Source organism: Halomonas rhizosphaerae (assembly GCF_030012485.1).
GTDB lineage: Bacteria > Pseudomonadota > Gammaproteobacteria > Pseudomonadales > Halomonadaceae > Halomonas > Halomonas rhizosphaerae.
In genome coordinates, this window is record NZ_JASCQQ010000009.1 from 89,555 (window position 1) to 116,410 (window position 26,856).

A 26,856-nucleotide genomic window follows, 5' to 3' on the forward strand; every position below is an offset into this window, starting at 1 on the left:
GGGGTTCCCGAGGGAGGGCAGCGGCTCGCCGCACCGGGCGCTCAGCTTGCGGCGGGCGGGAAGCGCGCCAGCACCTCCTGGCGCTCGCCGTCGCGACGAATCTCCAGCGGCAGCAGGGTGCCGGGGGCCTGGCGGCCAATCACGGCGGTCAGGTCGGCGGGTACCGCCATGGGCAGCCCGGCGGCGCTGACGATGACGTCCCCCTCGGCAAGGCCGGCCGCCTCGGCCACGCTCTCGGGCGCGATGCCCTGGACGAGCACGCCATCCGCGTGCTCGCCGATCAGCACGCCCAGCCGCGGCGGGTCGGGCGGCTGGAAGGCGGACTCGTCGCCCAGCACATAGCGGGCATCAGTCTTCGCCGCAGGCAGCTGGCAGTCGGGGCCCGGCGTCCAGGGGAGCAGGCTGCGGTGGTTGCCCAGGCCCAGGTCGTCGAGCTGGTAGGGCACGCCGTCGCCGTCGGCCAGGTGGCCCTCGCCCAACAGCCCTGCCACCAGAGGGCCGTCCGCGGCGGCATCGACCAGGGCGGAGGCCATGGCACGGTCCCAGACCAGCTGGGCCGCGATGAAGCGCTCGAGGTCCGCCGGGTCCTGGTCGCGGTCGGCATGCTCGGCGTAGATCGCCGCCAGCGACGCGCGGTAGGCGGGCTGGGCCGGGGCCGGCGGCGTGATGCCGAAGCGCTCCTGCTCGGGCACCGCTGCCCACCCTTCGCTGGCCAGGCGGCCACGCAGCTCGGGGGTGACGTTGAGCGCCAGCAGCGGGATCCGCTGCATGCGTGCGAAGTGGAGGATCGGCAGATAGAGGTCGGGGTCGAAGCCCCAGGCCCGGCGCCAGTCGCTCTGCTCGAGGAAGGCCGCCTCGTCGAGCTCGCCGGCCACCCAGGCGTCCAGCGCCGGCTGGGCCTCGCGAGGCAGCATCTCCAGGCCGATCACCATCTCCGGGCGATGGGCATGCAGGGCGGCCAGGGTGTGGAGCTGCCAGCGGTGGTGGTCGAGGCGGTCATGCTGCTCGCCAAGCAGCACAACGTCGGTCCCGGCGAGTTCCGCCATCAGTCCGGCGGTGGTCAGCGTCTCGCCGCCGGCGACCTGCCATTGGCCAGGGACAGGGCAGTCATCGGCCAGGGCGGCGAGCGGCGCCAGCCAGGCCAGGGCGGTTCCGACGCAGAGGGAGCGGACGGGGAAGGAGCGGGATCGCGACATCGGCGGTTCTCGGTGGATCAGCATCCGCCCAGCCTACCCCGAGGCCCCGTGGGCGAAAAGAACCCTGGCGAGATACCCCTGGCGGTGACGGGGCCGCGGCGCTTCGGCGATACTGGCGCCGGCGTCGTCCATGGCGGACGACCATCGACCAGCGGGGGAGACATGACGAGACCGTACCGCAGAAGCGCCGCTGGCCTGGCGGCGACGCTGCTTGCCGGGCTGCTGCTCACGGGCTGTGGCGGGGAGGCGCCGCCCACCGAGGTGCCCCTGCCGGTGCTGGCCAACAACCCCGCGGCCCATGACGACAGCCGGGTCGCCACCCGGGGCGTGGTGCGCCACTTCGAGGACCCGCTGCACTACTGGATCGAGGACGAGGACCTCAACCGGGTCGAGATATTTCCCCATGAGCGGATCGCCCCCCACCTGGGTGAGGCCGTGCGGGTCGAGGGTCACTTCCGTTTCTCGCCTCGAGAGGGACGACGGCTGACGCTGGAGAGCGTCGAGCGGCTGGAGGGCGAGTGATGCCAGAAGGGAACGGAACGCGGCGGGCGATCCAGGTCCGTCTGGGGGAGTGCCCCTCCCTCCCGGCGGGGCAGGGACGCATCGAGGCGATCGACCTGGCCCGGGGCGTCGCCATCGCCCTGATGATCGTCAGCCATGCGGTGAGCGGGCTGCTGGGCATCGGTCAGGTCCCGGAGTGGGGCATGGTGCCGATCCACCTGCTCACCAAGTTTTCCTCGTCGCTGTTCATCATGGTGTTCGGCATCGCCCTGGCGGTGGCCTTCCTGCCGAAGACCGACGCGTCCGACTGGCCCAGGCGGCGCCTGAAGCTGATGCTGCGCGGGGTCGAGGTGCTGTTCTGGTACAAGGTGCTGACCGTCGTCGAGATGCTGCCGCTCTACGGCCCGCAGGACATCCTCGACACCCTGCTCTACCAGCGCTTCCCCATCTGGGTGGAGATCCTGGGGTTCTATGCCATCGCCCTGCTGTGGCTCCCCTGGGTGCTGCCCCTGTGGCGCAGGATGCCGCTCTGGGCGCGGCTGGTCGCCCCGCTGGCGGTGGCGCTGCTGGCCGGCTGGCTGGAGCGCCACTTCGACTTCTGGGGCATCGAACCGCTCAAGGCGATCCTCGTCGAGCACGACGACCACTACACCTGGGGGCAGCTCTCGCGGCTGCCGCTGGTGATGCTCGGCCTGCTGATCGGCGAGGGGGTGCTACGCTGCCGCGAGGGCAACGCGCTGCGCCGGCGCCTGGTGCCAGCCCTGGCCGGGGTTGGCGCGGCCATGCTGCTGGGGTTCGTGGGGGTCTCGCTCCCCGGTCTCGACGAGGCGCTGATGGCGGTGGCCCGCAACGCGGGCAAGCACCCGCCGGCGCTCGCTTTCATGCTCTTCAGCCTCGGCGGGGCGCTGCTGGTGCTCGCCCTCTGCCTGACAGGGGGGGCGCGTGCCGCGGCCTGGCTGCGCCCGATCACGGTCGTCGGTTCGGATGCCCTCGCGGCCTTCATCTTCCATATCGTGGTGATCTTCGGGGTCTTCCGCCTGCTGCTCGAGGCCTGGCAGGTCTACGGCTATCCCCAGGTGCTCGGCATCGGCCTGGCGCTGGTGCCGGCCACCGCGGCCTGGATCGCCCTGACCCGCTGGATCAGGGCGCGATCATGAGGCGCTGGCTCACTCGCCTGGTCGGGGCGGCGTTGTTCTCGCTGTGGGGGGCGCCGGGGGCCGCGGCGCCCCTCGAGTCGCGCCTGGCGGCGCTGGAGGCCGGCTTTCCCGGCGAGTTGGGCGTGCACATCCGGGAGCTCGGCAGCGGACGGACCCGGGGCTGGCGGGACGAGGAGCCCTGGTACCTGGCCTCCCTGGTCAAGGTGCCGGTGGCCATCGAGCTGATGGCCCGGGTGGAGGCGGGGGCGCTGTCCCTCGACGAGCGGCTGACGCTGGCCGAGAGCGACTACGTGGATGGCGCCGGCCCCACCAACTGGGCGCCGCCCGGCGCCCGGCTGTCGCTCGAGACGCTGCTCGAGGCGATGCTGACGGTCAGCGACAACACCGCCACGGACATGCTGATCCGTCACCTCGGCCTCCCCGCGATCAATACGCGGGCCCGGGCCCTGGTGCCCGAGGGACTGGGCCCGATCACCACCCTGGTGGACGTGCGTCGGCATGTCTACGCGCAGTTGCACCACGAGGCCTTCGCCCTGGACGGACTCGACTTCATCGAGCTGCAGAAGCGGGATTCCGACCAGGCGCGGCTCGACTGGCTGTCTCGCCGTCTCGGGGTGCCGCGCTCGGCCTGGCGGCTGCCTTCCCTGGATGCCGCCTTCGACGCCTACTATGGCGGAGCACTGAACAGCGGCCGGCTGGATGGCTTCGCCGAGCTGCTGGCCGCGCTCGCCGAGGGGCAGGCGCTGGGTCCCGAGGCCACCGAGCGGCTGCTTCGCGTGATGGCACGGACCCGCAGCGGGGAGCGACGCCTCAAGGCCGGCTTCGGACCGGCCATCCCCTTCGCCCACAAGACCGGGACCAAGCGACGCCGGGCCTGCGATGCAGGCATCGCCGACACCGAAGAGCACCGGCTGGTGGTGGTCGCCTGTGTCCGCGGGGTGGCGGACGTGGCGTTGGCCGAGCGCACACTGCGCGATGTCGGTCGGGTCCTGCGCGAGGAGTGGTGAGCAGGTGCTCCTCTCGCGGCTTGCGGGTGGCGGGCCTGCCTCGCCCCCGGTTGCCGTGACGCGGGTGCCATGAAACACTGTTCTCAAAGCAACCCCCTTTCCCCCGACGACATCCTCGAGTCCATGAACACCATGAACGCTTCCGTGACCCCCCCCGTGGCCAGGCGCTGCCGCCCCCTGGCCCTGTCCCTCGCGCTGCTGCTCCTGCCGGTGACGGCCATGGCCGAGAAGGAGTGGCCCCGCGGCCACTACCCGCTGCCGGAGACGGGCAACATGGTCGGCGAGGTCTATACCGTCGAGACGAGCGAGGGGCAGACGCTGCTCGACATCGCCCGTGAGCACAACGTCGGCTATGAGGAGATCCGCAACGCCAACCCGGAGGTTAGCCTCTGGGCCCCTGACCCGGGCACCGAGGTGGTGGTCCCGGCGCGTTATATCCTGCCGCCGGCGCAACGCGAGGGGGTGGTGATCAACGTGTCCGAGCTGCGTCTCTACTACTATCCTGACACTGCCGAAGGCGAGACGCCGCGGGTGGAGACCTACCCCATCGGCATCGGCCGTGAGGGCTTCAACACCCCGCTGGGCGTGACCAAGACCACCATGAAGCTCAAGGACCCGGCCTGGTACCCGCCCGAGTCGGTCCGCCAGGAAGCCAGGGAGAACGGCGAGCCCCCGCCCGAAGTGGTGCCGCCCGGCCCGGACAACCCGCTGGGCCAGCACGCCATCATGCTCGACATCCCGGGCTACCTGATCCACGGCACCAATCGTCCGGACGGCATCGGCATGCGTGCCAGTCGCGGCTGCATCCGCATGATGCCGGAGACCATCGAGGCGCTCTTCTCGCGCATCGAGGTCGGCGAGCGGGTCAACATCATCGACATGCCGGTGAAGGTGGGCCAGGAAGGCGAGCGCCTCTACGTGCAGTCGTTCAAGCCGCTCGAGGAACAGGAGAACGGCATGGGCGACCTGCTGGAGGCGCTGGGCCAGCTGCAGGCGAACGAGGCCGCGGCCGACATCCCGGTGGACTATGCCCGGCTGCGTGAGTCGCTGGAGGCCAGCAGCTGGCAGCCGGTGGCGCTGGCACCGCTGGCGGAGGAGGCCATCGAGCCCGAGTCGCTGCAGTGGTTCGACGAGATCCTGGCGATGCGGCCCTGGCACCGCCAGCTGGAGACGCGCCAGGAGGGGTGACGACGACCGGAACAGGGAGTTTCCGACAACCCGTGAAGGACGCTTATGAAGACCCCGCTCGCTTGGTTCTTGCTGGTGGTGCTGCTGGCCGTCTCCTGCCTGGGGGCGGCCCAGGAGGAGGATGACGAGGAGACCCGCTGGTACACCGTCGATGCGGTGAATGCCGGCCTCGGCGAGCCGCCTGAAGAGGTTCAGCGCGAGACGCCGCGGGATGCGGTACGCAGTTTCATGGAGCTGACCGAAGAGGAAGACTATGCAGTCGCGGCCCATCTCCTCAATCTCAACGACCTGACTCTAGAGGAGCAGGCCGAGCGAGGTGCCATTCTGGCCAGGCAGCTCGCCGCCGTCCTTCAGCGAGGAGAGTGGATCAACCTCTCCGGCCTTTCTGCGCGCAAGAATGCCATGGTCGAGGGCTCTTCCGGGGAGGAATCTCGCGCCGGCGAGCCACGGCGCGACGTGGAGCTGGCCACCCTGGAGGTCGATGACCAGAGCTATATGCTCCGCGTTTCCCGTTACCGAGTGGGAGAGCAGGACGCTGTCTGGCTGATTGCCCCAGAGACGCTCACTGCGATCCCCGATCTATACGAAAAATATGGCCCCTCCTGGCTGGAGGGCCATATCCCGGAGCGCTTCCAGAGTTCCATCGGCATGCTGAAGATATGGGAGTGGGTCGCCATCCCGGTCTTCCTGTTCATCACCGGTGCCGTAGGATGGACCGTCCATGGGCTGATGGGCCTGCTGGCGAGCCGCCTGCCCCCGGGACTCCCCAGCGTCTTTGCCCAGATGATCCGGCTGCCAATGGCGTTCATTGTCATGGCCCTGCTCGCACAGTGGCTGCTCGACTATGTGGTCTCCTTCTCGGGCGTGGTCACCGCCCCCTTGCAGGTGGTGCTGATCATCATCATGGCCTGGGGCGTCGGTCTGATTGCGGTGAGGCTCGTGGACGCCTTCCTGATCCGGATGTCTCGACGGTTTGTGGGCGAGATCGACGACACCAGGCACCGCGACGAACGCAATCTGCTGACTACCCTCTATGCGCTGCGTCGTGCCGTGATCCTGGTCACCGTGCTGGGCGTGGCCGTCTTCGTGATCGCCCAGGTCAGCATCTTCGAGTCCCTCGGCATGACCCTGCTGGCCTCGGCCAGTGTCCTGACGGTATTGGTGGGGGTCGCGGGCCAGGCCGTGCTCGGCAACATCCTGGCCTCCTTCCAGATATCCCTGACCAAGGCGATCCGCATCGGCGACCTGGTGGTCTTCGAGGGCCACTGGAGTTACGTGGAAGCCATCTACTATACCTACATCCGCCTGAGGACCTGGGACGAGCGGCGTCTGATCGTACCGGTGAGGTACTTCGTCTCCAAGCCCTACGAGAACCTCTCCTCGAAGCATGCCAAGCTCTACCGGACCATCGTGCTGACCCTCCATCTCAGCGCCGATGTGGCAACCCTCAGGGAGAAGTTCAAGGAGTTCGCGATGGCCGAGGAACAGGTCATCGAGCACCACAAGCTGTCGTGTTACGTGACGGGGCAGCACGAGGCCACGCAGGAGATCTCCTTCTACCTGATGGGTCCCGAGGCCATGGGCGCCTGGGAAGCGGAGGCGAGGGTCCGGGAGAAGCTGCTGGCCTTCATCCGCGACCATCATCCCGAATGGTGGCCCAGGGAGGTGGTGGTGCTCAGCCATCACGACATCGCCCGAGGCGACACCCCGGCGAAGCGGCGGCTCCGGCGGCCCGCCACGGTGCAGGAGGTCGACGAATCGTCAGCCACCGGCGACGAGCCGTCATCCCCGGAGTAGGCCGGTGGCGCACCAATCCTTGGCGATCGCACCTCCCGTGACAGCAAGAGGGCCGTCCGGCAGGCGCCGGACGGCCCTCTTGCTGTCACCTGTCTTGACGCCTCGTCATGGCCGGCAGACGAAGTAGTCGTTCTGGATGTCGTGCTCCAGCTGATGGACCCGGATGTCGCGGAAGCCTGCCTCCTCCAGGTAGGCCAGCGCCCGTTCGCGTCCCCACATGGTGCCGAGCCCCTCGCCGCCCTGGGACAGCGAGACCGTCATGCAGTGGCTCACTGAGACGGCATAGAGCATCGTCCCCAGCGGGTGGTCGCGGTCCAGGTGGTGGTGGCTCGAGGCATGGATGTCCTGCACCAGGTAGACCCCGTCCGGCGCCAGGCTGCGGTGGATACCCGCGAGCAGGCGGCGCGGTTGGGCCTGGTCGTGGATGCCGTCGAAGGTGGTCACCAGATCGAAGGCGCCGGGCTCGGCGGTGACATCGAAGTCGCTCAGGTCACGCACCTCGAAGGCCAGGTTGTCGAGCCCGGCCGCTCGCGCCTGTTCCCGTGCCCAGGCGATGGCCTGCTCGGAGAGGTCGTAGCCGACGAAGCGGCTGGCCGGGAAGCGCTCGGCCATGGCCAGCAGGGCACGGCCGCGGCCGCAGGCGCAGTCCAGCACCCGGATGCCGGCCTCGAGCCGCTCGACCAGGCCCGGTGCCAGCGGCAGGATGGCGTCGAACAGTGCCGGCAGCACGGTCTGGCCGCTGTCGCTGGCCATCACCTCCTGGAAGCGCGGATAGCGGGAGTAGGGCACGCCACCGCCCTCGCGGAAGCAGCGGACCACGTCATCCTCCACGCTGCCCAGCAGCGAGATAAACTGAGCATAGACGGCGAGGTTGGCCGGGCCCCGGTCGGTGAGCAGATCGGCATGGACGTCGGGGAGGCGATAGGTGCCGGCGGTTGGCTCGGTATCGATCACACCGCCGGCGACCATGCCGCCGAGCCATTCGCGCACGTAGCGCTCGTCGAGGCCGGCGCGCTCGGCCAACTGCAGGCTGGTGAGGGGCGGCTGGCCGGCCAGGGTCTCGAAGAGCCCGGTGCGGTGGCCGATGGCGGTGAGCAGCATCAGCCCGCTCTCGTTGAGGGCATTGACCAGCCGGTCCTCGAAGGCGCCGCTGTCGGCCTCGGTGGCGGGAAGGGTATGGACGTTGCACATGATGGTTCTCCTGTTGTTCTGGGATTGTGGAGGGCGTGCAGGAGAACCCTACGGCCGGATCGGCATCGGAACGAAAGGGGATTGCGCCGCAAAGGGGTGTTTTCTGCCATGACCACGGTAACCGCCACGCAAGTCGCCATCCTGGCGGCGCCCGAGACCACCGCCAGCACCCTGTATGGCATGTTTGACCTGTTCGGGTCGGCCGGCCGCGACTGGGAGCTGCTGATGCACGGTCGTACCGGGACGCCGCTGCTGCAACCGCTGATCGTCTCCCGTGACGGACGCGGCTTTCGCACCCGCAACGGGGCCTGGATCGAGCCGGATGCATCGCTGGCCGACTGCAAGGCGCCGACGGCCGTCTGCATTCCCGATCTGCTGGTGGTGCCCGGCGCCGTACTGGAGGGGCACTACGACCCGGAACTGGCCTGGCTGCTGGACTGCCATGGACGCGGGGCACTGCTGGCCGCGGCCTGCACCGGCTCGCTGCTGCTCGCCGAGTCGGGGCTGCTCGCCGGGCAGGATGCCACCACCCACTGGGCCTACTGCGATGCCCTGTCCCGCCAGCATCCGGAGGTATGCGTGCATGCCCATCGCGCCCTGGTGGTCAGCGGCGAGGGCGGGCGCCTGATCATGGCCGGCGGTGGCACCACCTGGATCGACCTGGCGCTGTTCCTGGTGGCGCGACTGGTGGGGGTGGACGAAGCGATGCACCTGGCGCGTATCTTCCTGATCGACTGGCACCACGAGGGCCAGCAGCCCTACGCGGCCCTGACCGCCGCCCGACAGGTGGAGGATGCCCTGATCGGCGAGGCCCAGGTATGGGTCGCGCTGCACTATGATACCCACTCGCCGGTGGCCGGCATGGTCCGCCGCAGCGGACTGACCGAGCGCTCCTTCAAGCGCCGCTTCAAGGCCGCCACCGGCATGACGCCCATGGACTACGTGCATACCCTGCGCCTCGAGGAGGCCAAGCAGATCCTGGAGAGCGGCGACGAGCCCATCGAGGCGGTGGCCGAGCAGGTGGGCTATGCCGACCCGAGCTTCTTCCGGCGGCTGTTCGGCCGGCGCGTGGGGCTCACCCCGCGGGCGTATCGCCGGCGCTTCCGCGGCCTGCGCCTGACCCTGCAGTGACTCACGTGCCGCTCTTCAGGCGCCCGAGGCCGGGGTCTCCTTGCGCCCGGCGGGGCGGCGCGCCATCACGGTGACCTCCACGTGGGCGCCGCCGTAGAGGCGGGGCGACTGGGTGCAGGTGCGTGCCGGGTAGCGATGGGCGTCGAAGAACTCGGCGTAGGCGGCGTCCATGTCGCGGATCATGTCGAGGTCGGTGATGTGCACGTCGACCCGCACCACGTCCGCCATGTCGCAGCCGGCCGAGGCCAGCATGCGCTGGAGGCTGCGCATCACCAGGCGGGTCTCCTCGGCCATGTCGCCGATCACCGTCTCGCCGCCCTGGATATCCTCGGCGGTCAGCCCCGAGAGGAAGACGTAGTCGTCGTCGATCACCATATGGCTGCCGGGGAAGAGTGGCAGGGGCAGGGTGGCATCGTTGTGGTATTGCGGCATGGTGGAGCCCTCGGGGCAGGTGGATCGGCATCTCGTGAAGCGTCGTCCAGGCGTACACGGTTTTCCATCCCTGAACGGTTTTCATGCCAGTTCCCTTCCCGGTGCGCAATGCGCCGCGGCCACCCGTGGTGAAGCACACGCTGAACTTGCGCCGCTCGGAAGTCGGCGTTTTCCCGCCCCGCGGCTAAGCTTTCCTGGAAGATTCCGGCCGAGCCTGCCAGCGTCATGAATCACGATGCCACCATCGAGCTGCTCTATCGGCAGCACTCGCGCCGGGTGCTGGCGACGCTGATTCGCCTGCTCGGCGACTTCGAGCTGGCGGAGGAGGGGCTCCAGGAGGCCTTCATGGCAGCCGTGCAGCAGTGGCCGTCGCAGGGCGTACCCGAGCATCCCGCCGCCTGGCTGATCCGCACCGGCCAGCGGCGCGGCATCGACCAGATTCGCCGCCGCCAGACCTCCCGCCGGCATGCCCACCTCGGGGCGCCCGATGAACCGGCGGCGAGCCTCGACGAGCGCAGCATCCAGCACGACCCGCTGAGGCTGCTCTTCACCTGCTGTCATCCCGGCCTGGCCCTGGATGAGCGGGTGGCCCTGACCCTGCGCGAGATGTGCGGGCTGACCACCGAGCAGGTGGCCAGGGCGCTGCTGCAAAGGCCTGCCACCCTGGCCCAGCGCATCGTGCGGGCCAAGCGCCGGATCCGCGACGCCGGCATACCCTACGAGGTGCCGGATGCCAGGGCCCTGCCGGGGCGCCTGCCCGCTGTCCTGCGGGTAATCTACCTGGTGTTCAACGAGGGGTACTCGCAGAGTGCCGGCGATGCCCTGGTCGACGTCAGCCTCTCGGCCGAGGCCATGGAACTGGCGGGGGCGCTGGTGCGACTGCTGCCCGAGGGGGAGGTGTACGGCCTGCTGGCGCTGATGTGGCTCCATGACGCCCGGCGCGACGCCCGCCAGGGCCCGGACGGGGAACTGGTCCCCCTGGAGGAGCAGGACCGTGGCCGCTGGGACCGGCTACGTATCCGCGATGGCATGGCGCATCTCGGCCAGGCGCTGGCGCTGACGCCCACTGGCCCCTACACGCTGCAGGCCTCGATCGCCGCCGAGCATGTCCGCGCATCCAGCGCCGAGGCGACCGACTGGCGACGGATCGTGATGCTCTACGAGGCGCTGTATCGCCAGCAGCCCTCGCCGGTGATCGCCCTCAACCGGGCGGCGGCGGTGGCCATGCGCGACGGTCCGGAGGCAGGCCTGCGCCTGCTGGAGGCGCTGGAAGCCCACAAGGCGATCGTCAACTACCACCTCTTCCATGCCGCCCGGGCCGACCTGCATCGCCGTGCCGGCCACTCTCGGGAGGCCCGGCTCGCCTATGAGCGGGCCCTGGCGCTGACTTCCCAGCAGCCGGAACGCCGCTTCCTGCAACGCCGGCTGGCCGAACTGACCACCTCGTCGCGATAAAAAAATCGCGCGGTGATGTCGATCCGAACGGCCGTCGCACGACTCAGGGAGGCAACCAGCCAACGGAGGTGGAACTCATGCGCTACATGCTGATGCGCAAGGCCGACTCGGCCACCGAGGCCGGCGAGCTGCCCGCCCAGGGCGTGCTAGAGGCCATGGCCGACGACAACAACCGGCTGCTCGAGGCCGGGGTCATCATGCCCTTCGGCGCCACCTTCTGGGCGCAGGGGTTCGGCATGCTCACCGACCGCTTCGGTGTCCCCTGGATGATCGGCTGCCGGACCGGCCAATGTCCGATGAGCGACAAGGAGAGCCAACCATGAAATACGCCGCACTGGTCTACTACCAGGAGCGCCTCATCCAGGCCATGAACGAGCAGGAATGGCACGACCTCAACCAGGAGTGCCTGGCCGGGGTGGAGCGCCTGACCGATCAGGGACACTACCTCGCCGGCCAGGCCCTGCAGCCGGTGGAGTGCGCTGCCAGCGTGCGGGTGCGCGATGGCGAGGTGCTGATCTCCGACGGCCCCTTTGCCGAGACCAAGGAGCAGCTGGCCGGCTTCTACCTGCTGGACGCCCGCGACCTCAACGAGGCCCTGCAGCTCGCCAGCCGCATTCCCCCCGCCCGGTTCGGCACCATCGAGGTGCGCCCGGTGCGGGAACTGCCCCCAAGAGATACGGGAGACCCCTCATGACCTATGTCGATGGATTCGTTGCCGCGGTCCCCACCGCCAACCGCGAGAGATATATCCGGCACGCCCGCGACGCCGCCGTGGTGTTCAAGGAGCACGGCGCCCTCTCGATGGTGGAGTGCTGGGGAGACGACGTGCCGGAGGGGAAGGTCACCTCCTTCCCCATGGCGGTGAAGTGCCAGCCGGACGAGACCGTGATCTTCTCCTGGATCACCTGGCCCTCCCGCGAGGTGCGCGACCGGGGGATGGCCAAGGTCATGGAGGACCCGCGCCTGCAGCCCGAGGCGAACCCCATGCCCTTCGACGGCAAACGGCTGATCTACGGTGGTTTCGACGTGGTGGTGGACGAATAGAGCAGAATGCATGGCGGGGTGGGGGGACAGGCCGGCCGTTCGGACGAGAGCGTCGGGGCTGCCCCCTGCCATCGGCCAATGGGACGGGCGCCTCGGGCATGGTATTGCTGGTGGCCAAGCCAATCACCACTAGGACCCCGTGATGCCCCAGGCCCCCGACTTCCCGCCGGCCAACCCCGACTACCGCACCGAGGTGGAGCGTATCCTCCAGGCGGCGCCCTTCATCCGCGCGCTCGGCGTCGAGGCCGATGAGATCGCCCCGGGCCGGTGCGTGACGCGTCTGGCGGTACGCGAGGACCACCAGCAGCAGGATGGCTTCGTGCATGCCGGCGTGCTGGCCACCCTCGCCGACCACACCGCCGGCGCCGCGGGTGCCTCCCTGATCCCGGCCGGCGCGATCGTGCTCACCGCCGAGTTCAAGATCAACCTGCTGCGCTCGGCCCGCGGGCGTGAACTGCGCTGCGTGGGGCGGGTGCTCAAGCCCGGGCGCACCCTGATCGTCGCCGAGTCCGAGGTCTACACCGGCGAGGAGGGCGCCACCCTGGTGGCCAAGGCCACGGTGACCCTGGCGGTGGTCAGGCCGCGCTGATGGCGGGGGAGCAGATGGTCGAGATCCGTCCCGCCGCGACCCTCGCCCTGGTGCGCGACGGCGCCCGGGGGCTGGAGGTGCTGCTGCTGCAGCGCACCCGGCAGGCCGCCTTCCTGCCCGGCAACTTCGTCTTCCCCGGCGGGGCCGTGGACCCCCAGGACCCGGACGTGCGGGCCTTCACCTCCGGTCGCGGCGATGCCGCCATCAGCCAGACCCTGAGCCTCGACGAGGGCGGGGCCGACTACATGATCGCGGCACTCCGCGAGTGCCTCGAGGAGGCGGGCCTGCTGCTGGCCGTGGACGGCCAGGGGCGCCTGCCGCCGGGGGACCACCCGGTGCTGAGCGAGGGGCGCGAGGCGCTGCGGCGCGAGGAGACGAGCTTCAGCGCGCTGTGCGAGCAGTATGGCCTCGGCCTGCCGCTGGACCGGCTGGCCTACCTGGGCCACTGGGTCACGCCCCGGGGCGCAGCGCGGCGCTTCGACACGCGCTTCTTCGTGGCCCTGGCGCCGCCCGGCCAGCAGGCGGCGCACGACGGCAGCGAGACCATCGCCCACGCCTGGCTGACCCCCGCCGCGGCCCTGGCAGCGCATCGCCACGGGCGGATGGCGCTGGGCTATCCCACCCTGCGCACCCTGCGCCTGCTTGCCGACTTCGCTACCGCCGAGGCGCTGCTGCGCCATGCCCACGCCAACCCGCCGATGTCGCGCCCCAGCCGCTCCTGGCCGGCCCGCAAGGGCGGGGTCGCCTGGCTGGTGGAGCCGGATGCCCCGGCCTATGCGGAGGTGTGCCGCCTGGACCCGCAGCGGCGGGGCACGGCCAGCGCCGAGATCGAGCCCGGCCGGCCTGTCGAACTGGCCCCGGGGGTTACCCGGGTCACCGCGTCCAACCCGGGCGCGATGACCGGCCCCGGCACCAACAGCTACCTGCTGGGCGATGGCGATGACCATCTGGTGATCGACCCCGGCCCCGCGGATCCGGCCCACCTGGAGCGGCTGCTGGCGCTGGCCGCCGGGAAGATCTCCCGGGTGCTGGTGACCCATACCCATATCGACCACTCCCCGGGGGCGGCCTGGCTCAAGGCGCGCACCGGCGCCCGGCTGGTGGGCCTGCCGCCGCCGCCCGGGGTCAGCCAGGACGCTGGCTTCGCGCCCGACCACCGGCCGGCCCACGGCGAGCGCCTCGAAACGCCCGCCGGCACGCTCAAGGTGCTGCATACGCCGGGGCACGCCTCCAACCACCTCTGCTACTTGCTGGAGCCCAGGCGGCTGCTGTTCGCCGGCGACCAGGTGATGCAGGGCTCCACGGTGGTGATCAACCCGCCGGACGGCGACATGGCCGCCTACCTGGCCGCCCTGCAGGCCCTGGGCGAGGAGCCCTTCGGTACCATCGCCCCGGGCCACGGCTTCCTGATCGGCGAGGCCCACGCCGCCATCGACTTCCTGGTCACCCATCGCATGGCCCGGGAGCACAAGGTGCGCCGGGCCCTGGCATGCCACGCCCCGGCAAGCCTCGAGGCGCTGACGCGCCACGCCTACGACGACGTGCCGGCGGAGAAGCTGGGGGTGGCGGCGCGCTCGGCGCTGGCCCACCTGCTCAAGCTGGAGGCCGAGGGTCGCGCCGTGCAGCAGGCGGGGCAGTGGATCTCGCGGGAGGAGTGAGGACCGCCCTCGCCCGGATGGCCTTCAGGGCGAGTCACCTGGCCTAGGCCCAGCGCTCGTCGGCGGTAAAGGCCACGGTGAACCAGCGCCGCTCCGGCGGCGGGCTCAGCCCGGCGCTGATCTCTTCGCGGATCTCGTCGAGCACGACGATGCCCTGGCCCTGACCGTACTCGGGCGTGGTGACGATATGGATCTCGATGTAGTGGCCGCGGCCGGCCTTGGCCACGTGGCTGTAGTAGCGCAGCAGACCCTCGCGCGCCATCACCGGCGCCATGGCCACATGCACCTCGCGGTCGATCTCGCTCGGCGCGATCAGCAGCACCTCCTTCATGGCACGCCGCACGATGCCGATGGGCACCGGCATGAAGCTGGCCGTCAGCACCATCAGCAGCACCGAGTCCACGTAGGGGGTGAGGTGCGCCCAGGGGGTGCCCTGCAGGAAGCGGGCGATGATGAAGGCCACCAGCAGCGAGGTGGTGATCAGCGCCGCCATCAGCCAGCCCTGCATGTCGATGCGCACGAACTCGGAGTCCGCCGTGCGATTGATGCGCCGCTGGTAGGCGGTCATGGCGAAGCAGACGATGGCCACCACCACCGCATAGCCGATCGCCAGGTCGAAGGAGAGCTCGCGGCCGCCCTCGCGCAGGTCGAGCAGGGCGGTGAGGAAGGCATAGAAGCAGAGCAGCATCAGGATGCTGCCGTTGAGCGCCGCGACCAGCGGCTCCAGGTGCCAGTAGCCATGCTGGAAGCGCTCGCTGGCCTCGCGCACGGCGAGCCGCGCCACCAGCAGCGCCAGCCCCGACATGGCGGCATCGATGGTGGAGAAGACGCCGTCGAAGAGGATCGACTGCGAGCCGGCCAGCAGGCCGAAGGTGACCCCCAGGCTGGAGACCCCCAGGGTCACGAGGATGGAGAGCTTCAGCGCGCGCTGCTCGAGGGTGGCTTGCATAGACAGGGCTCGGTGTATCAGGGATTCCCCATACTAGCCGAGCCCTTTCATCGAGAGAAACTTCACCGTACGTGCCTCCCATAGCGAGATGCCTGACGACCTCAGTGCATGAGCGCGGCGGCGCGGGCGCGGACCATCATTCGCCCGGCCTCGGTCGGCAGGTCGAGCCGGTCGTAGATCAGCGCGAGTTTGCCGTAGGTGGGCTTGGCTTCCGGACTTGCTTCGCGGCGCTGTTCGAGGATGCGCTGCGCGGCCCCCAGACGGTTGGTCCGGATCAGCGCGTCAAGCCAGATCTGCTCGAACAGGTCACGCTGCGCGTGGCTTCCGCCGATCTCGACCAGACGCGGCAGGCCCGGTCCGAGCCTGCGCACCGTGGTTTCGACATCGCCGCGAGCATGGGCAAGAAGCGCCTCGCACAGGGGCACCGCGACCTCCGTCCAGACCGGCTGGATGAAAGCAGGCGCCGTTGCGGCATGCGCGCGGACACTGGCCATCATCGCGTCCGCCTCGGGAAGGCCGGCGCGGGCGAGACCGTAGAGATACTGTGCGCTCAGGAACGGCTGCACGTGATCGTCGACGCGTGCCTTCAAGTACTGCCCGAGATCGGACCAGCGATCGCCGACGTCCATGCCGACGAGTTCGAGCCGCGCCAGAAGTGATACCGCGCCGACCTGATCCTGCGAGTATTCCTTCCAGATGCCCCAGATATTGCGGTCGTAGAAGCCAAGGATCGCCTCGCTGTCGCCCTGGTCGATCATCACCAGCGCCATGTGCCACCAGTTATGGCTGAACATGAACGAGTTCAGATCGGTCCAGGTCTCCTTGACGTCTTCCAGGAAGCCGCGCGCCTCGCTGGTGCGGCCCTGCGCCAGGAAGACGTGGGACAGCGCGTGGTGGGCCCACGGCTCCTTGCGCTTGAGCTTGATCGCGTGGCGGGCGGCTGCTTCGGCGTCTTCCAGCAGGTGCGCCTGCTCGTAGGCGAAGGCGGCCATGCCATGGGCATAGGAGAGGTCGTCGTTCATCGCGCCGATCTTCTCCGAGATCCGCAGCATCCCCGCCGCGTCGCCGAGATTGAAGTAGTGGTACTGCGTGGTCTTCGCCGTCGCGATCTCGCGCGGGTGGCTGGCGGCCAACTCCTCGCCGACAGCGATTGCTCGAGGTATGTCTCCTTCGGCCCAGGCCCGGACCGCGTCCAGCACCAGTCGCTCGCGCGCGGTCGCGTGTTTCGCCGCGGCCTCGGCCCGGGCGATATAGCCTGCGGCCATCCCCGGCGCTTCACGGCTTTCCAGAAACATGCTGAACATGGCGGCGTAGGCGTTGGCCAGCGTACTCTCTCCGTCGGCGTCGGCCGCGGCGACGATGACTGCTGCCCTGTTCTCGTAGCCGAGCAACCCCTCGACGAAGGTGTCGATGGCCTCGACAGTGGCGTCTCCGCTCGCCGTTACCGGCAAGCCTCTCCAGTCGGTCAACATGGTCTTCTCCATAGGTGAGCGCCACCTCGGCGCGTGTCGGGTTCGCCTCGACGCGCGAATCAGCGCCGATGGCATCCTTATCCTATGGCGCTATCCGCTCCCGCCCCACGGCCGCCCGTCCTGGTGTCATGGCTGATCGTCCAGATGCGCAGTGTCCCGTCGCAGGACTTGAGGATCGGGCCCCATAAATCCGCTTGAGGCTGGGCGGGCTGCTTGATTCGAGCTCCCGAACAGAGGGGGCGAGAGGCGCGGGAGTTTTTGATTGACCGACGAGCGGATGGAGCGATTGCGGCCGTACTTTTCCAAGCCCAGAGGCAAGCCACGGATCGATGACCGGCCTGTGCCGAGAGGGATAATCTATATTGAGAAGAAGGGTTAGGGTGGAAGGATGCGCCTTCCGTCCATGCGCCGCCCAAGACGCTCTACAACCAGTTCGTCCGTTGGTCGCGGATGGGCGTGCTCGCGCGTATCTGCGTTACGCCGACGCAACCGGGGGCCGACGGCAACACGATCATGATCGACAGCACGCATCTCAACTCGCTACGACAGGTGTGGCCAACTGCTTCTCTTCGCCATCTGCATCGCAGCAACCGTCATGTTCTGGTTCTGAGCCCCGGCCCTAGTAATCACATCAGAAGCCGGTTTCCTTTAGTTTCACAGACGAATATTCGAAGGAATTGGAATGGCTGCGGACATCCTGTCGGACGTGTTGAAGGAGGTGCACCTGTCAGGTGCGCTCTTCTTCGACGTAGAGGGATGTGCGCCTTGGGTCGCCGAGGCGCCGCCCTCCCGCGAGTTGAAGGCACTGATCATGCCGCGCGCGCAGCACGTCATCAACTATCACGTGGTCGCGAACGGTGTGTGCTGGGCAAGATTGCTCGACGGCGATGCCGAACCGGTCCGCTTGACAGCAGGAAGCGTGATCGTCTTTCCGCAGGGGCTGCCGCACGTGCTCTCGAGCGAGCCGGGCCTCAGGGCGCCGTTCGACCCGGCCATCTTCGACGAGCCCCCGCCCGAGGACATCAAGCCGCTCATGCTGACACGGAATGGCGATGGTCCCGAGACGGTCCGCCTGATCTGTGGCTTTCTCGGCTGTGATGTGCTGCCGTTCAATCCCTTGTTGAACTCGCTGCCGAGCATGCTGGTCATCACGGACGGGTATTCTGAAAGGGACGGATGGCTCGCCAGCCTGATCCGGGCCGCCGCGACCGAGGGTCGGGACAGTCGGGACGGCGGCCGCAACGTGCTGTCACGCTTGAGCGAGCTGATCTTCATCGAGGCTGTACGCATTCATGCCGAACGCCTGCCGCAGGACGCCCGCGGCTGGCTCGCGGCGCTGCGCATCCCGCATGTCGCCCGTGCCATCGCGCTGCTCCATGACAACCCGGCGCGGGCCTGGACGCTGTCGTCGCTGGCGCGGGCCAGTGGCGTGTCGCGCACCGTGCTTGCGTCGACATTCAAGGAGACGCTCGGCGTACCGCCGATGAGCTATCTCACCAGCTGGCGCATGCAGATCGCGGCCGGCCTGCTGGCCGACACCGACACGCCTATCTACAACATCTCCGAAGCCGTCGGCTACGAATCCGACGCTTCCTTCAGCCGTGCCTTCCGCCGCGCCACGGGCCTTTCCCCCGGCATCTGGCGCTCGGAAAGGGATCGTTAGGCGGTCGGCGGTGATCAGTACTGATTAAGGATGCGGCTTCGGGCTGCTGGACCCAGACGGAGAACCGCATAACCAGAACTCTGTTGCCGTGCTCGTGCGGACATTGGCTCAGATCGTCCTTGACCCCGGCCAGGTGCAAGGGAGCACCGAGGAAGGGGCTCCGGCCAGTCACCGGTATGCCGTCCCTTTCGACGGTCCAGGGAAAGCGCGCAGGCACGCCCGCGCGGATCGGATCGAGGCGGAGCACGTTGATCCGGTGGCCGTGCAAATCGCCAGATTCACCAACAAGATCGCCGACGTGTAGCGACCACCTTCCCCAGCTTCGACGACCCAGAGCCGCGTCGTCGCTTCGTCGGCGCGACCACTGCCTCATCTCTTATTGGATATCGCACGTTCAGGCGAGCGGTGACGGCGTATATTTCCGCCGTCACCGTCTGTCTTAGTGGCTGTGGAAGTCCTCGGCCTCGGGGGTCAGTGCGATGGTGTTGATCGTGAGTCCCGCGTCCTTGAACGTGTCGATGCTGTCGATCTTCTCGCCGGTCTCGAGGTCGATGACCGAGATCGAGCCATCGTTCATGCCTTCGATGTTGAGCAGGCTGTTCTGCACATAGGCCCGGCTGCCGTCGTGCGAGAACACCAGGTGGTGTGCGCCGCCCGCGGCCTCTGTTGCCCACAGATGCTCGGGCGCCCGAGGATTCGTGATGTCGAAGGCGTTGAGATGCCCGGGCATTGCCGACGTCACATAGGCCCGGTCACCCTCGGCATTGAAGTAGACCTCGAGTGTCATGCCTTGGCCCACCTCGTCGAATCGGAACTCCTCGCGGAAGGTAAATTCTTCGGTCTCCGTCTGCCACTCGGCGAGCCACAGGCTGCCCTCCATGTTGGTGATGTAGGCCAGCGGCGGCTCGACGCCTGGCACGAAAAATGCCTCGACCGGCCCTGCGCCCGAAGGCGACGGCGCGTTCGACGTCTTGTGGGTCGACAGAATTTCGCCGTTGCTGTGTTGCAGGACGACGATTTCCTCGCCCCATTCATTCGGGTCGGAGGGGTTGGCAGTACTGGTCACCAGTTGCCGGTCGATCGCGTCGTTCGTCGCGATCCCGTGCGGCCAAGGCGCGGGCATCGCGACAGTTTCCAGTACCTCGTCCGTTTCGGCATCCCCGACGATGACCACCGACGAGCCCATGCAGGTGAGGTACCACTTGCTCTGCGCCTCGGAGAACGAGACGTCCTCGCCCACCTCGCAATCCGCGACCTCCACCGAGTTCCACCGGTAGGGAAACTTGCTAACGTCGAAGACCCGCAACTCGTGCGTCGCGAGCGAGGTGACGTAGGCCTTGTCCCGCGCCGGGTTGTAGAAGATGTGGTGCGAGTGGAATTCTGGCGGTAACGGGATCTGGGCGAGGATCTGGCCGTAGTCGGGCTCGTTTGTGTCGAGTTCGACGAAGGCGATGCCTTCCTGTCGGTCGCTTTGATCGGCACCTTTCGTTTCGTAAAGGACGAGGGCGGTCTGCTCGGCCGCCGCGCCGCCCGCCGCGAGGGTGAGGACGCTGGTCATGGCGGCAAGAAGAGTGGTCTTGTAGCGTTGCATGAAGTTTCTCCTGGATCGGTAAGGTGGTGGGATCAGTGCCGCACGATGCGCGTGGCGCCGCTCGGGAAGCGCTCTCATCGAAGGCCGACGTCCTTGGCGTACGTCACGTAGTCTCTGTAGGCGTCCATCGTTCTTCTCCGTGATCAGCCGCCAGCGCGTCGAGCCATCGTCGATCCCGTTTCCGAGGGCTCGCCGCAAGCATACGAGCCGGCCGCGAGTCCCGGAATTGCCGTGCGTCCGGGTGAAATTGCCGTGCGTCCGGAACAGCAGGAGTCGAGGGTCAGCCTGAGCAGGCTTGGCGTGGCGCGCACCAGCAGGGCGAGTATGGTGCCGGCATGGAGGGCTGCATCCTAGGTGGCCGACCAGCCACTGCTGGCCACAGAATACGTAGAGCGGCAGGAAGTAATATCCGTCGTATAAGCCGGAGAAATGCCGAGCGTGCTGCTCGCCATGCACTGGGTCGTCGGTGGCGACGAAGTCGAGGGTCAAGCGTTTTTCGGCGGCCGGCGAAAGGCACGGATGAAGTGCTCGACGCTCTCCTCCTGGATCGCCGCCGTCCATTGGCGATTGGCCTGCTGCCGGCGTCTCAGCGCAGGTAGTACTCCACGGTGGTCACCACCCGCACGCTCTTGACCGGCTGCTGCGCCTCGGTGATGCCCATGGCCTGGTCCCGCGCGCGGATCTCGAATACCCCCTGGTTGGCGCGGCGCAGGTCGCCCACGTCCGCGTTGGCGTCACGGGCGAACTGCTCGGCGGCCTCCCGGGCCGCCGCGGTGGCTTCGACGATCATCTCGGGCTTGATGTCGTTGAGCCCGCTGAAGAGATAGAGGGGGCCGCCGGGGCCGTAGTCGGAGGAGAGCACCACCCCGGCGTCGAGCAGTTCGCCCACCGCCTGGGCGGTGTCGCGGATGCGCGCGATCTCCTCGCTGCGCACCGTCAGCGTCTGGTTGATGATGAATTTCTGCTCGCGTTCACCGCCCTGGTAGGGGTTGGCGGCGGTGTCGTTGACGTTGAGGCGCTGCAGCTCCACCTGCGCAGTGTCGATGCCGTGGTCCTCCAGGAAGGCGAGCACCGCCTCGCGGCTGGCACTGGCCGCGTCGTGGGCCTGTCGCAGCGTCTCGCCGGTGGCCACGAAATGGAGCGGCCAGAGGGCGAGATCCGCCTGCACTTCCCGCTCGGCCAGGCCCTTGACCGTGACGTAGCGGTCGCCGGTGCGCAGGTCGGTCAGCCCCTCGGCGATCAGCGACGCCGCCACGATGGCGGCGATGCCGAGAATCAGGGCGGGGAGGACTTTCATGACGGCTCCTTCTGCAGAGTGGCCGGCCATCGGCCAGGAGGCGCGGGAGGCACCGCACCCGATGCCTCCATGATACGCCAAGGATGCCGCGTCTGGCCGTCAGGCCGTCATTCCCGGCAGGCTCACTCGGCCCCGGCGCTGGCCACCGAATGGGGCGCGATGATGCCCTGCTCCCGCGCCATGGCATAGGCGGCCCGGGGGCCCGCCCACAGCGAGGGCAGCAGGACCAGCGAGACGGGAATCGCGGTGATCACGATGAACTGCTGCAGTGCGCCGATCTGCCCCGCGCCCATGTAGAGCAGGATGCCGGCCATCAGCGCCATGGCGATGCCCCAGAAGGCGCGTACCAGCGGGCTCGGCGCGTCGTGGCCGGCGCACACCACAGCGATGGCGTAGCTCATGGAGTCGCCGGTGGTGGCCACGAAGATGCTGGTCAGCAGCAGGATGGCCAGCGCCATCAGGCTGCCGCCCGGCAGCGCCTGGGCCACCGTGAGGGTCGCCACGTCGAACTGGAAGTTGTTCAGCGCCTCGGCGAGGTCGATCGCGCCGGTCAGCTGGTAGTGGATGCCGGAGCCGCCCAGCAGGGTGAACCAGATCGCGGTGGCCACCGGGGCCATCACCGCCACGGCGAGGATCATCTCGCGGATGGTGCGCCCGCGGGATATGCGCGCCACGAAGATCGCCATCAGCGGCGCGTAGCCGATGAACCAGGCGAAGAAGAACACCGTCCACCACTGCATCCACCAGGCCGGTGCGGTCTCGGCGCTCATGGTGGCCATGGTGAAGAACGACGACAGGTACTCGCCGAAGCCCTGGCTGAAGGCGTTGACCAGGAACAGGGTGGGGCCGGCCACGAGGATCACCGCGGCGATGCCCAGCGCCAGGAAGACGTTGAAGCGCGACAGGATCTGGATGCCCTTGTGGATGCCGGTCATCGCCGAGGTGACGTACACCCCCGCCAGCAGCACCAGGATGCCGAGCTGGGTGGCATAGCCCTCGCTGACGCCGAACAGCTCGTGCAGGCCGAAGCTCACCTGGGTGGCGAGAAAGCCGATCGGGCCGACGGTGCCCGCGACCACCGCGATCACGCAGCAGGCATCGACCAGGCTGCCCAGCGCGCCCTTCATGACGCGCTCGCCGAACACCGGGTAGAGCAGGGTGCGCGGCTGCAGCGGCTGGCCCTTCACGTAGTGGGCGTGGGCAAGCACGATGGCGGAGAGCGAGCCCAGCACTGCCCAGGCCAGGAAGCCCCAGTGCATGAACGACTGGGCCAGGGCGCCGGCCACGGCCTCGGCGGTGCCCGCCTCGGTGTCGAAGGCCGGCGGGGTCACCACGAAGTGGTAGACCGGCTCGCCCGCGGCGAAGAACACGCCGCCTCCGGCCAGCAGGGTGCACATGATCATCGACAGCCACTTGAAGGTGCCGATCTGCGGGCTCGTGAGGTTGCCGACCCGGGCCCCGGCCGCCGGCGAGATCGCCACGCCGATGGCGATCAGGAAGGTCAGCAGCAGCAGGAGCTGGAAGTAGGTGCCCAGGGTGGCCGCCGTCCAGGCGAAGCCGGCGCTGATGCTATCGGCCACCAGGTCGATGTCGTAAAGCGACAGGCCGACGAAGGCGACGATGAAGCCGACCGTGAGCAGCAGCACGATGGGATCGCCCAGGCGCGACAGCGCCGAGGTCCCGTGTGGGGCGGGAGTGTTGTTCGGAGGCATGAGGACGCTCTAGTTGCGGAGGATGTGTGCGTCGATGGGACATGACGCCGACTAGAGCGATGCAAGTTTACCAAAACATGCGACCAAGGTCTAAACCCGCTCGGCGCTCAGTCCAACCGGAGGTGGCCCTTGCCGAGCCTGGGGTCAACGTCGTAGGTGCATGCTTTCGAAGTGACCTAATGTGACATGGCCTGGATGGTCAAGGCTGCTCGAGACGGCGAGTCGATGGGCAGCGGAAATGGAACAGCGCTGCCCAGGAAATCAAGGGAAAACCGCAGGCCGTTGTCAGGTCGTCATCACGCCATGTCGGGAAGTGGCGTTCGAAATGTCACTCTCAACATCTCGATCGACCATCTCAGCAAAACCTCCTTGCCGGGTTGCAGGCGCTCGATTTATCATTAAACAGGGTCTATCCCCATCCCTTCCTTTCCTGCTGATCTGCTTCATGAGACTGCTGCTGTACCGGGTGCCTGCGACTCGAAGTCAGCGATAAGACGCCGTTGCACACCACGGCTTACGTTCGACTTCGAGACGCTGAATGGGAAACATCGCCATGAAAAGGGATGCCTCCGTTTAACCAGGAGCTGCCCCATTCGCCACCGGTTTCCGAGGCTATATCTTGCCCATCAACAACAGGATGAGCAGGATTATCAGCACCAGCCCGAGACCCCCGCTTGGGCCATATCCCCATCCCCTGCTGTGGGGCCAGGCAGGTATCACGCCGATCAGAAGCAGAATCACGATGATGAGTAAAATTGTTCCTGTTGACATGTCATGTCTCCCAGCAGTGAGTGGCGGGGCATTGTTCAAGCAACTACTCAAGGCGCAACAGTACGGCTTTCTTCGGGCGCCTGCACCCTTCTTCCCGTCAGGTAGCTACTTGCCCCCATGCTTAAGTGGCCATTGCCAACCGGGACCGTGACCAGTGCTTTGTCCGGCACTTATCGCCATGTCCTTCATTGACACTAGACCATAGAAAGAGAACCGTCTTCGACTGCGCCGTGAACGATTCATGATCCCCATCTTCTTGAGATGATTGTCTCTGGTCATGCTGGCGTCCTCTGATACATCCCGCATTAGTATCATAAGGTGTGAAGCAGCTAAGGATTCATTACAGCAGAGTGTAAGAAACTCATCCTTCAGGAAAGGACGCCGCGGAACAACAGGTCTACCCCGAAACCCTCTGGCCAGGTGTTGTCTGGAAAGTCGGCACGTAGGCAGCGCTCGATGATGTGTCTATCTCGATAGCGGAACTCGTGAAAGCCCTCGGGGCACCAGGACGCGGTTCTCGCTTCATCTTGCCCTGGCAACGAACAATCGGGGGCGTACACGATTTCTGGCCTCCTGTTGTCTCGCGGGTGTTGCGAGCCGTGACCCGGCGCACTGGGCGTGTCACGATGGCGCCTGATGGATGACCGAGACGCCTTGATGTTCAATGACAGTCCGCCAAGCCGACCCTGGCGCTGGGTGGCGATCGGCGCCACGCTGCTGATGGCTGGCTATCTGTGGATCTGGCACTCGCCTGAACTGGCCGACGTCCAGCAATGGGCCGACGCGGCCTCCCACCACCCCGGGGTAATCATCTCGGTGATCCTGATCATGGCGGTGACCCTGACGCTCGGCCTGCCTGGCAGCATCGGACTGTGGCTGATCGCGCCCTTCTATCCGCCGCTGGCGGCCACCCTGATGCTGACCGTCGGCAGCGTGGCGGGCGCCCTGGGGGCCTTCTACCTCTCTTCCCGCTTCAGCGACCGCTGGACGCCCAGGGGGCTCACTCGCAAGGTCATGGTCAACCTGGAGAAGCGCAGTGATTTCCTGACCCAGTGCGCCCTGCGGGTGCTGCCGGGTTTCCCCCACTCCGTGGTCAACTTCGCCGCCGGCCTGCTGCGCCTGCCGTTGGCGACCTTCATGTTGGCGGCCATCATCGGCTTGAGCGTTAAGTGGGCGGTCTACTCCAGCGCAATTTACGGCGCGCTGGAGGCGGTGGAGAAGGAGGAGGCTGTCAGGCCCGACGTGATCCTGCCGCTGGTCGCGCTGACCCTGCTGCTGCTGACAGGCGCCTGGCTCAGGCGCCGGGTAGAGGCCCACGGCCACCCGCTGGGCTAGAGAGAGCGCGCCTCGGCTGGGGCAGGGGGGGGGTGCAGGGATCGCGAACGTCAGAACGTGGCGACGTACCCCAATTTCCAGGATGCGAAGAATCGCCTATGACACTATCAGCTGGCGCTGCCTGGTATCTGGTTCTCGTCATTGCCGTCGTTGCGCCGGGGCGTACGTCGCACGGTGTCTATCCCGTCGAATGTGGCGGCCTCTCGCCGGCCGCGGGCGATGATAGCTGCCCGTCGCTCACGGGCGTTTATCAGAACGCGGGGGAGCTCGACCGAATGGCACCGCTTCCTGCCCGTGGAACCGGGCAGCGTTCGCTCTGTTCGCCAGTGAGCAGATGAGGGCGACACCGCCTGGAGTGAGTCGGCACAGGCGCCTAGTCCTCCAGCCTGATCCGACGCAGGGTGTAGTCGCCCCCCTGATTTGCCAGCATGAAGCCCTGGAAGGGGTCGCGCAGGCCATTGTCCTGCACACGCAGCAGTCGCTGCTCATCCACGCGAACCTGCATCTGTCCGTTATCGTCGCGGGTCCAGACGATGCGGTGGACCCGGCCGTCCTCGAGGTCGAGACTGGCTTCGTGGCGGGCGATCACCTCTGCGCTTCCGGACATCAGCCTGACCAGGCTGAGCCCGGGGCGCGAGCCGGGCGTGTAGACCAGGCGATAGCCGGTGCCGTTGGGTCGGTTGCCCTGGAAGACCCCGAGTTCCAGGCTGCCAGGCCGCTGCCGGGAGGTGACGTCCAGTTCCATCCTGAAGGCGTTGTCGACCGGCCCATTGACGAAGATGCGCGCCGGTTCCACGGGGACAGGCACCTCGTCCTGCCGGGCATTGCCCGTCTGCTCGAGGATCAGCGCGAGCATCGCCAGGCCGATCTCCTCCGGCCGATCGGAGCTGAGACTCCGTGATTCTCGATCGGTCGTGCGCCGTGTCTCCACGATGCTGCGCAATCCATTCTCATCGACCTCGAAGTCGCCGCTGAGCACCGTCCAGGGAGGATCGCGACGGTAATCGCCGTCGCTGAAGTCGTCCTGCAGGGCGACCCGAGGCTCGGCGGCGGGTGGCGGCTCGGAGGGGGCCGCCACGTCCTGTCTCTGCGTCTCGCGCAGGCGCTTCAGCAGGTCGGCCGAAGCGCGGCCGTCCTGGGCCATGTCCCTGTCGGCCTGATACTCGCGTATCGCACTGCGGGTGCGGCGTCCCATGGCGCCATCCACCGGGCCGGCGTCATAGCCGAGCCGATTGAGTTCGCGCTGTATCTCGGCTATGCCTTGCCGATCCGACAGGGTCTCGATGTCGGGCCGCGCTCGCTCACCCGCCTGTGAGGAAGCGGCCTCTTCCGTTTGCCAGCCGCGTGTCGCCTGCTGCGCCTCGGCGACCTGTCCGGCCGTCATGCGTTCGGCCAGCGAATCACGTGCCTCGGCGGCATGGCGGTGGCCGCGGGCCGCGGCCAGGTTGTACCACTTGTGGGCCTGGACGAAATCCTGGGCTGTCCCGTTGCCGGCCTCGTACAGGCGGCCCAGCATGTACTGGGCATCGGCATCGCCGCTTCTCGCCGCGTCGCCGAACTCCTGCAGTGCCTGGCGGTACTCCTGCCGCTCGTAGTAGCGCATGCCGTCGGTGTAATCGGCGCTGGCCAGTCCGACGGAACCGAAGAGGATAAAACTGAGTATGAATCCCTTGATGATCACGGTCGTGCCTCCAGTGAACGGGCTGTCATCCATAACATC

General features: G+C 67.8%; 24 protein-coding genes and 1 pseudogene. 15 read left to right on the forward strand and 10 right to left on the reverse strand.

The features are described from left to right. Positions 1 to 41 precede the first annotated feature (41 nt). Entirely contained in the window at positions 42 to 1,196 is a 1,155-nt protein-coding gene (locus QLQ86_RS04555; protein ID WP_282816035.1) for a ChaN family lipoprotein, read from the reverse strand. Between the two features lie 162 nt (positions 1,197 to 1,358). On the opposite strand from QLQ86_RS04555, the gene QLQ86_RS04560 reads away from it, so the two are divergent. From QLQ86_RS04560 to QLQ86_RS04580, 5 genes are all read left to right on the forward strand, one after another. Then, positions 1,359 to 1,718, forward strand: coding sequence for a hypothetical protein (locus QLQ86_RS04560; RefSeq protein ID WP_282816036.1), 360 nt, complete (start codon positions 1,359 to 1,361; stop codon positions 1,716 to 1,718). Beyond that, the gene (locus QLQ86_RS04565) at positions 1,718 to 2,854 is read left to right on the forward strand and encodes a heparan-alpha-glucosaminide N-acetyltransferase domain-containing protein (protein WP_282816037.1); all 1,137 of its coding nucleotides are present in this window, start codon (positions 1,718 to 1,720) and stop codon (positions 2,852 to 2,854) included. The genes QLQ86_RS04560 and QLQ86_RS04565 overlap by 1 nt, the downstream gene beginning before the upstream one ends. Continuing rightward, complete coding sequence (locus QLQ86_RS04570) at positions 2,851 to 3,861, forward strand: serine hydrolase (RefSeq protein ID WP_282816038.1); 1,011 nt, start codon at positions 2,851 to 2,853, stop codon at positions 3,859 to 3,861. The genes QLQ86_RS04565 and QLQ86_RS04570 overlap by 4 nt, the downstream gene beginning before the upstream one ends. A 132-nt stretch (positions 3,862 to 3,993) precedes the next feature. Continuing rightward, on the forward strand, positions 3,994 to 5,049 hold the full coding sequence (locus tag QLQ86_RS04575) for a L,D-transpeptidase family protein (protein WP_407650044.1): 1,056 nt from the start codon (positions 3,994 to 3,996) through the stop codon (positions 5,047 to 5,049). A 45-nt stretch (positions 5,050 to 5,094) separates the two neighbouring features. Further along, positions 5,095 to 6,846, forward strand: a complete 1,752-nt coding sequence (locus QLQ86_RS04580; RefSeq protein ID WP_282816039.1) for a mechanosensitive ion channel family protein — start codon at positions 5,095 to 5,097, stop codon at positions 6,844 to 6,846. A gap of 105 nt (positions 6,847 to 6,951) precedes the next feature. On the opposite strand, the gene QLQ86_RS04585 is transcribed toward QLQ86_RS04580, so the two are convergent. After that, the gene (locus QLQ86_RS04585; RefSeq protein ID WP_282816040.1) at positions 6,952 to 8,037 is read right to left on the reverse strand and encodes a class I SAM-dependent methyltransferase; all 1,086 of its coding nucleotides are present in this window, start codon (positions 8,035 to 8,037) and stop codon (positions 6,952 to 6,954) included. A 108-nt stretch (positions 8,038 to 8,145) separates the two neighbouring features. On the opposite strand from QLQ86_RS04585, the gene QLQ86_RS04590 reads away from it, so the two are divergent. Beyond that, entirely contained in the window at positions 8,146 to 9,168 is a 1,023-nt protein-coding gene (locus QLQ86_RS04590; RefSeq protein ID WP_282816041.1) for a GlxA family transcriptional regulator, read from the forward strand. A 15-nt stretch (positions 9,169 to 9,183) separates the two neighbouring features. On the opposite strand, the gene QLQ86_RS04595 is transcribed toward QLQ86_RS04590, so the two are convergent. Then, positions 9,184 to 9,600, reverse strand: a complete 417-nt coding sequence (locus QLQ86_RS04595) for a RidA family protein (protein WP_282816042.1) — start codon at positions 9,598 to 9,600, stop codon at positions 9,184 to 9,186. A gap of 225 nt (positions 9,601 to 9,825) precedes the next feature. Here QLQ86_RS04595 and QLQ86_RS04600 point away from each other — a divergent pair, with 225 nt between their 5' ends. From QLQ86_RS04600 to QLQ86_RS04625, 6 genes are all read left to right on the forward strand, one after another. After that, positions 9,826 to 11,055, forward strand: coding sequence for an RNA polymerase sigma factor (locus QLQ86_RS04600; protein ID WP_282816043.1), 1,230 nt, complete (start codon positions 9,826 to 9,828; stop codon positions 11,053 to 11,055). 77 nt (positions 11,056 to 11,132) lie between these two features. After that, a complete protein-coding gene (locus QLQ86_RS04605; protein WP_282816044.1) occupies positions 11,133 to 11,378 on the forward strand; it encodes a hypothetical protein in 246 nt (81 codons plus the stop codon). Beyond that, complete coding sequence (locus QLQ86_RS04610) at positions 11,375 to 11,749, forward strand: YciI family protein (RefSeq protein ID WP_282736285.1); 375 nt, start codon at positions 11,375 to 11,377, stop codon at positions 11,747 to 11,749. Before QLQ86_RS04605 ends, QLQ86_RS04610 begins: the two co-directional genes overlap by 4 nt. After that, on the forward strand, positions 11,746 to 12,099 hold the full coding sequence (locus QLQ86_RS04615; RefSeq protein ID WP_282816045.1) for a DUF1428 domain-containing protein: 354 nt from the start codon (positions 11,746 to 11,748) through the stop codon (positions 12,097 to 12,099). Before QLQ86_RS04610 ends, QLQ86_RS04615 begins: the two co-directional genes overlap by 4 nt. Positions 12,100 to 12,241: 142 nt before the next feature. Further along, on the forward strand, positions 12,242 to 12,688 hold the full coding sequence (locus tag QLQ86_RS04620) for a PaaI family thioesterase (protein ID WP_282816046.1): 447 nt from the start codon (positions 12,242 to 12,244) through the stop codon (positions 12,686 to 12,688). Continuing rightward, on the forward strand, positions 12,688 to 14,346 hold the full coding sequence (locus QLQ86_RS04625; RefSeq protein ID WP_282816047.1) for an MBL fold metallo-hydrolase: 1,659 nt from the start codon (positions 12,688 to 12,690) through the stop codon (positions 14,344 to 14,346). The genes QLQ86_RS04620 and QLQ86_RS04625 overlap by 1 nt, the downstream gene beginning before the upstream one ends. Before the next feature lie 43 nt (positions 14,347 to 14,389). Here QLQ86_RS04625 and QLQ86_RS04630 read toward each other — a convergent pair whose 3' ends face one another. Together QLQ86_RS04630 and QLQ86_RS04635 are read right to left on the reverse strand one after the other, a co-directional pair. Next, positions 14,390 to 15,295: a cation diffusion facilitator family transporter gene (locus tag QLQ86_RS04630; protein WP_282816048.1), complete on the reverse strand. Its 906-nt coding sequence runs from the start codon at positions 15,293 to 15,295 to the stop codon at positions 14,390 to 14,392. 101 nt (positions 15,296 to 15,396) lie between these two features. Next, entirely contained in the window at positions 15,397 to 16,767 is a 1,371-nt protein-coding gene (locus tag QLQ86_RS04635) for a tetratricopeptide repeat protein (RefSeq protein ID WP_282816049.1), read from the reverse strand. 277 nt (positions 16,768 to 17,044) lie between these two features. Between QLQ86_RS04635 and QLQ86_RS04640 the strand changes: the two are divergent. Next, positions 17,045 to 17,313, forward strand: a pseudogene (locus QLQ86_RS04640) (transposase); the annotation flags it as partial. A gap of 136 nt (positions 17,314 to 17,449) precedes the next feature. Continuing rightward, positions 17,450 to 18,430 (forward strand): AraC family transcriptional regulator, encoded by a 981-nt coding sequence (locus tag QLQ86_RS04645; RefSeq protein ID WP_282816050.1) that lies wholly within the window; start codon positions 17,450 to 17,452, stop codon positions 18,428 to 18,430. A 439-nt stretch (positions 18,431 to 18,869) separates the two neighbouring features. On the opposite strand, the gene QLQ86_RS04650 is transcribed toward QLQ86_RS04645, so the two are convergent. The 4 genes from QLQ86_RS04650 to QLQ86_RS04670 all read right to left on the reverse strand — a co-directional run bounded on the left by QLQ86_RS04650 (position 18,870) and on the right by QLQ86_RS04670 (position 23,801). After that, positions 18,870 to 20,021 (reverse strand): YncE family protein, encoded by a 1,152-nt coding sequence (locus QLQ86_RS04650; protein WP_282816128.1) that lies wholly within the window; start codon positions 20,019 to 20,021, stop codon positions 18,870 to 18,872. A 586-nt stretch (positions 20,022 to 20,607) separates the two neighbouring features. Then, positions 20,608 to 21,318 (reverse strand): SIMPL domain-containing protein, encoded by a 711-nt coding sequence (locus QLQ86_RS04660; RefSeq protein ID WP_282816051.1) that lies wholly within the window; start codon positions 21,316 to 21,318, stop codon positions 20,608 to 20,610. Between the two features lie 122 nt (positions 21,319 to 21,440). Beyond that, positions 21,441 to 23,030, reverse strand: coding sequence for a BCCT family transporter (locus tag QLQ86_RS04665; RefSeq protein WP_282816052.1), 1,590 nt, complete (start codon positions 23,028 to 23,030; stop codon positions 21,441 to 21,443). 612 nt (positions 23,031 to 23,642) lie between these two features. Further along, positions 23,643 to 23,801, reverse strand: coding sequence for a DUF3309 family protein (locus QLQ86_RS04670; protein ID WP_282736294.1), 159 nt, complete (start codon positions 23,799 to 23,801; stop codon positions 23,643 to 23,645). Positions 23,802 to 24,437: 636 nt separating this feature from the next. Between QLQ86_RS04670 and QLQ86_RS04675 the strand changes: the two genes are divergently transcribed. Further along, a complete protein-coding gene (locus tag QLQ86_RS04675; RefSeq protein WP_282816053.1) occupies positions 24,438 to 25,136 on the forward strand; it encodes a TVP38/TMEM64 family protein in 699 nt (232 codons plus the stop codon). 373 nt (positions 25,137 to 25,509) lie between these two features. On the opposite strand, the gene QLQ86_RS04680 is transcribed toward QLQ86_RS04675, so the two are convergent. Further along, positions 25,510 to 26,817 (reverse strand): peptidoglycan-binding protein, encoded by a 1,308-nt coding sequence (locus QLQ86_RS04680; protein ID WP_282816054.1) that lies wholly within the window; start codon positions 26,815 to 26,817, stop codon positions 25,510 to 25,512. Between the last annotated feature and the right edge of the window lie 39 nt (positions 26,818 to 26,856).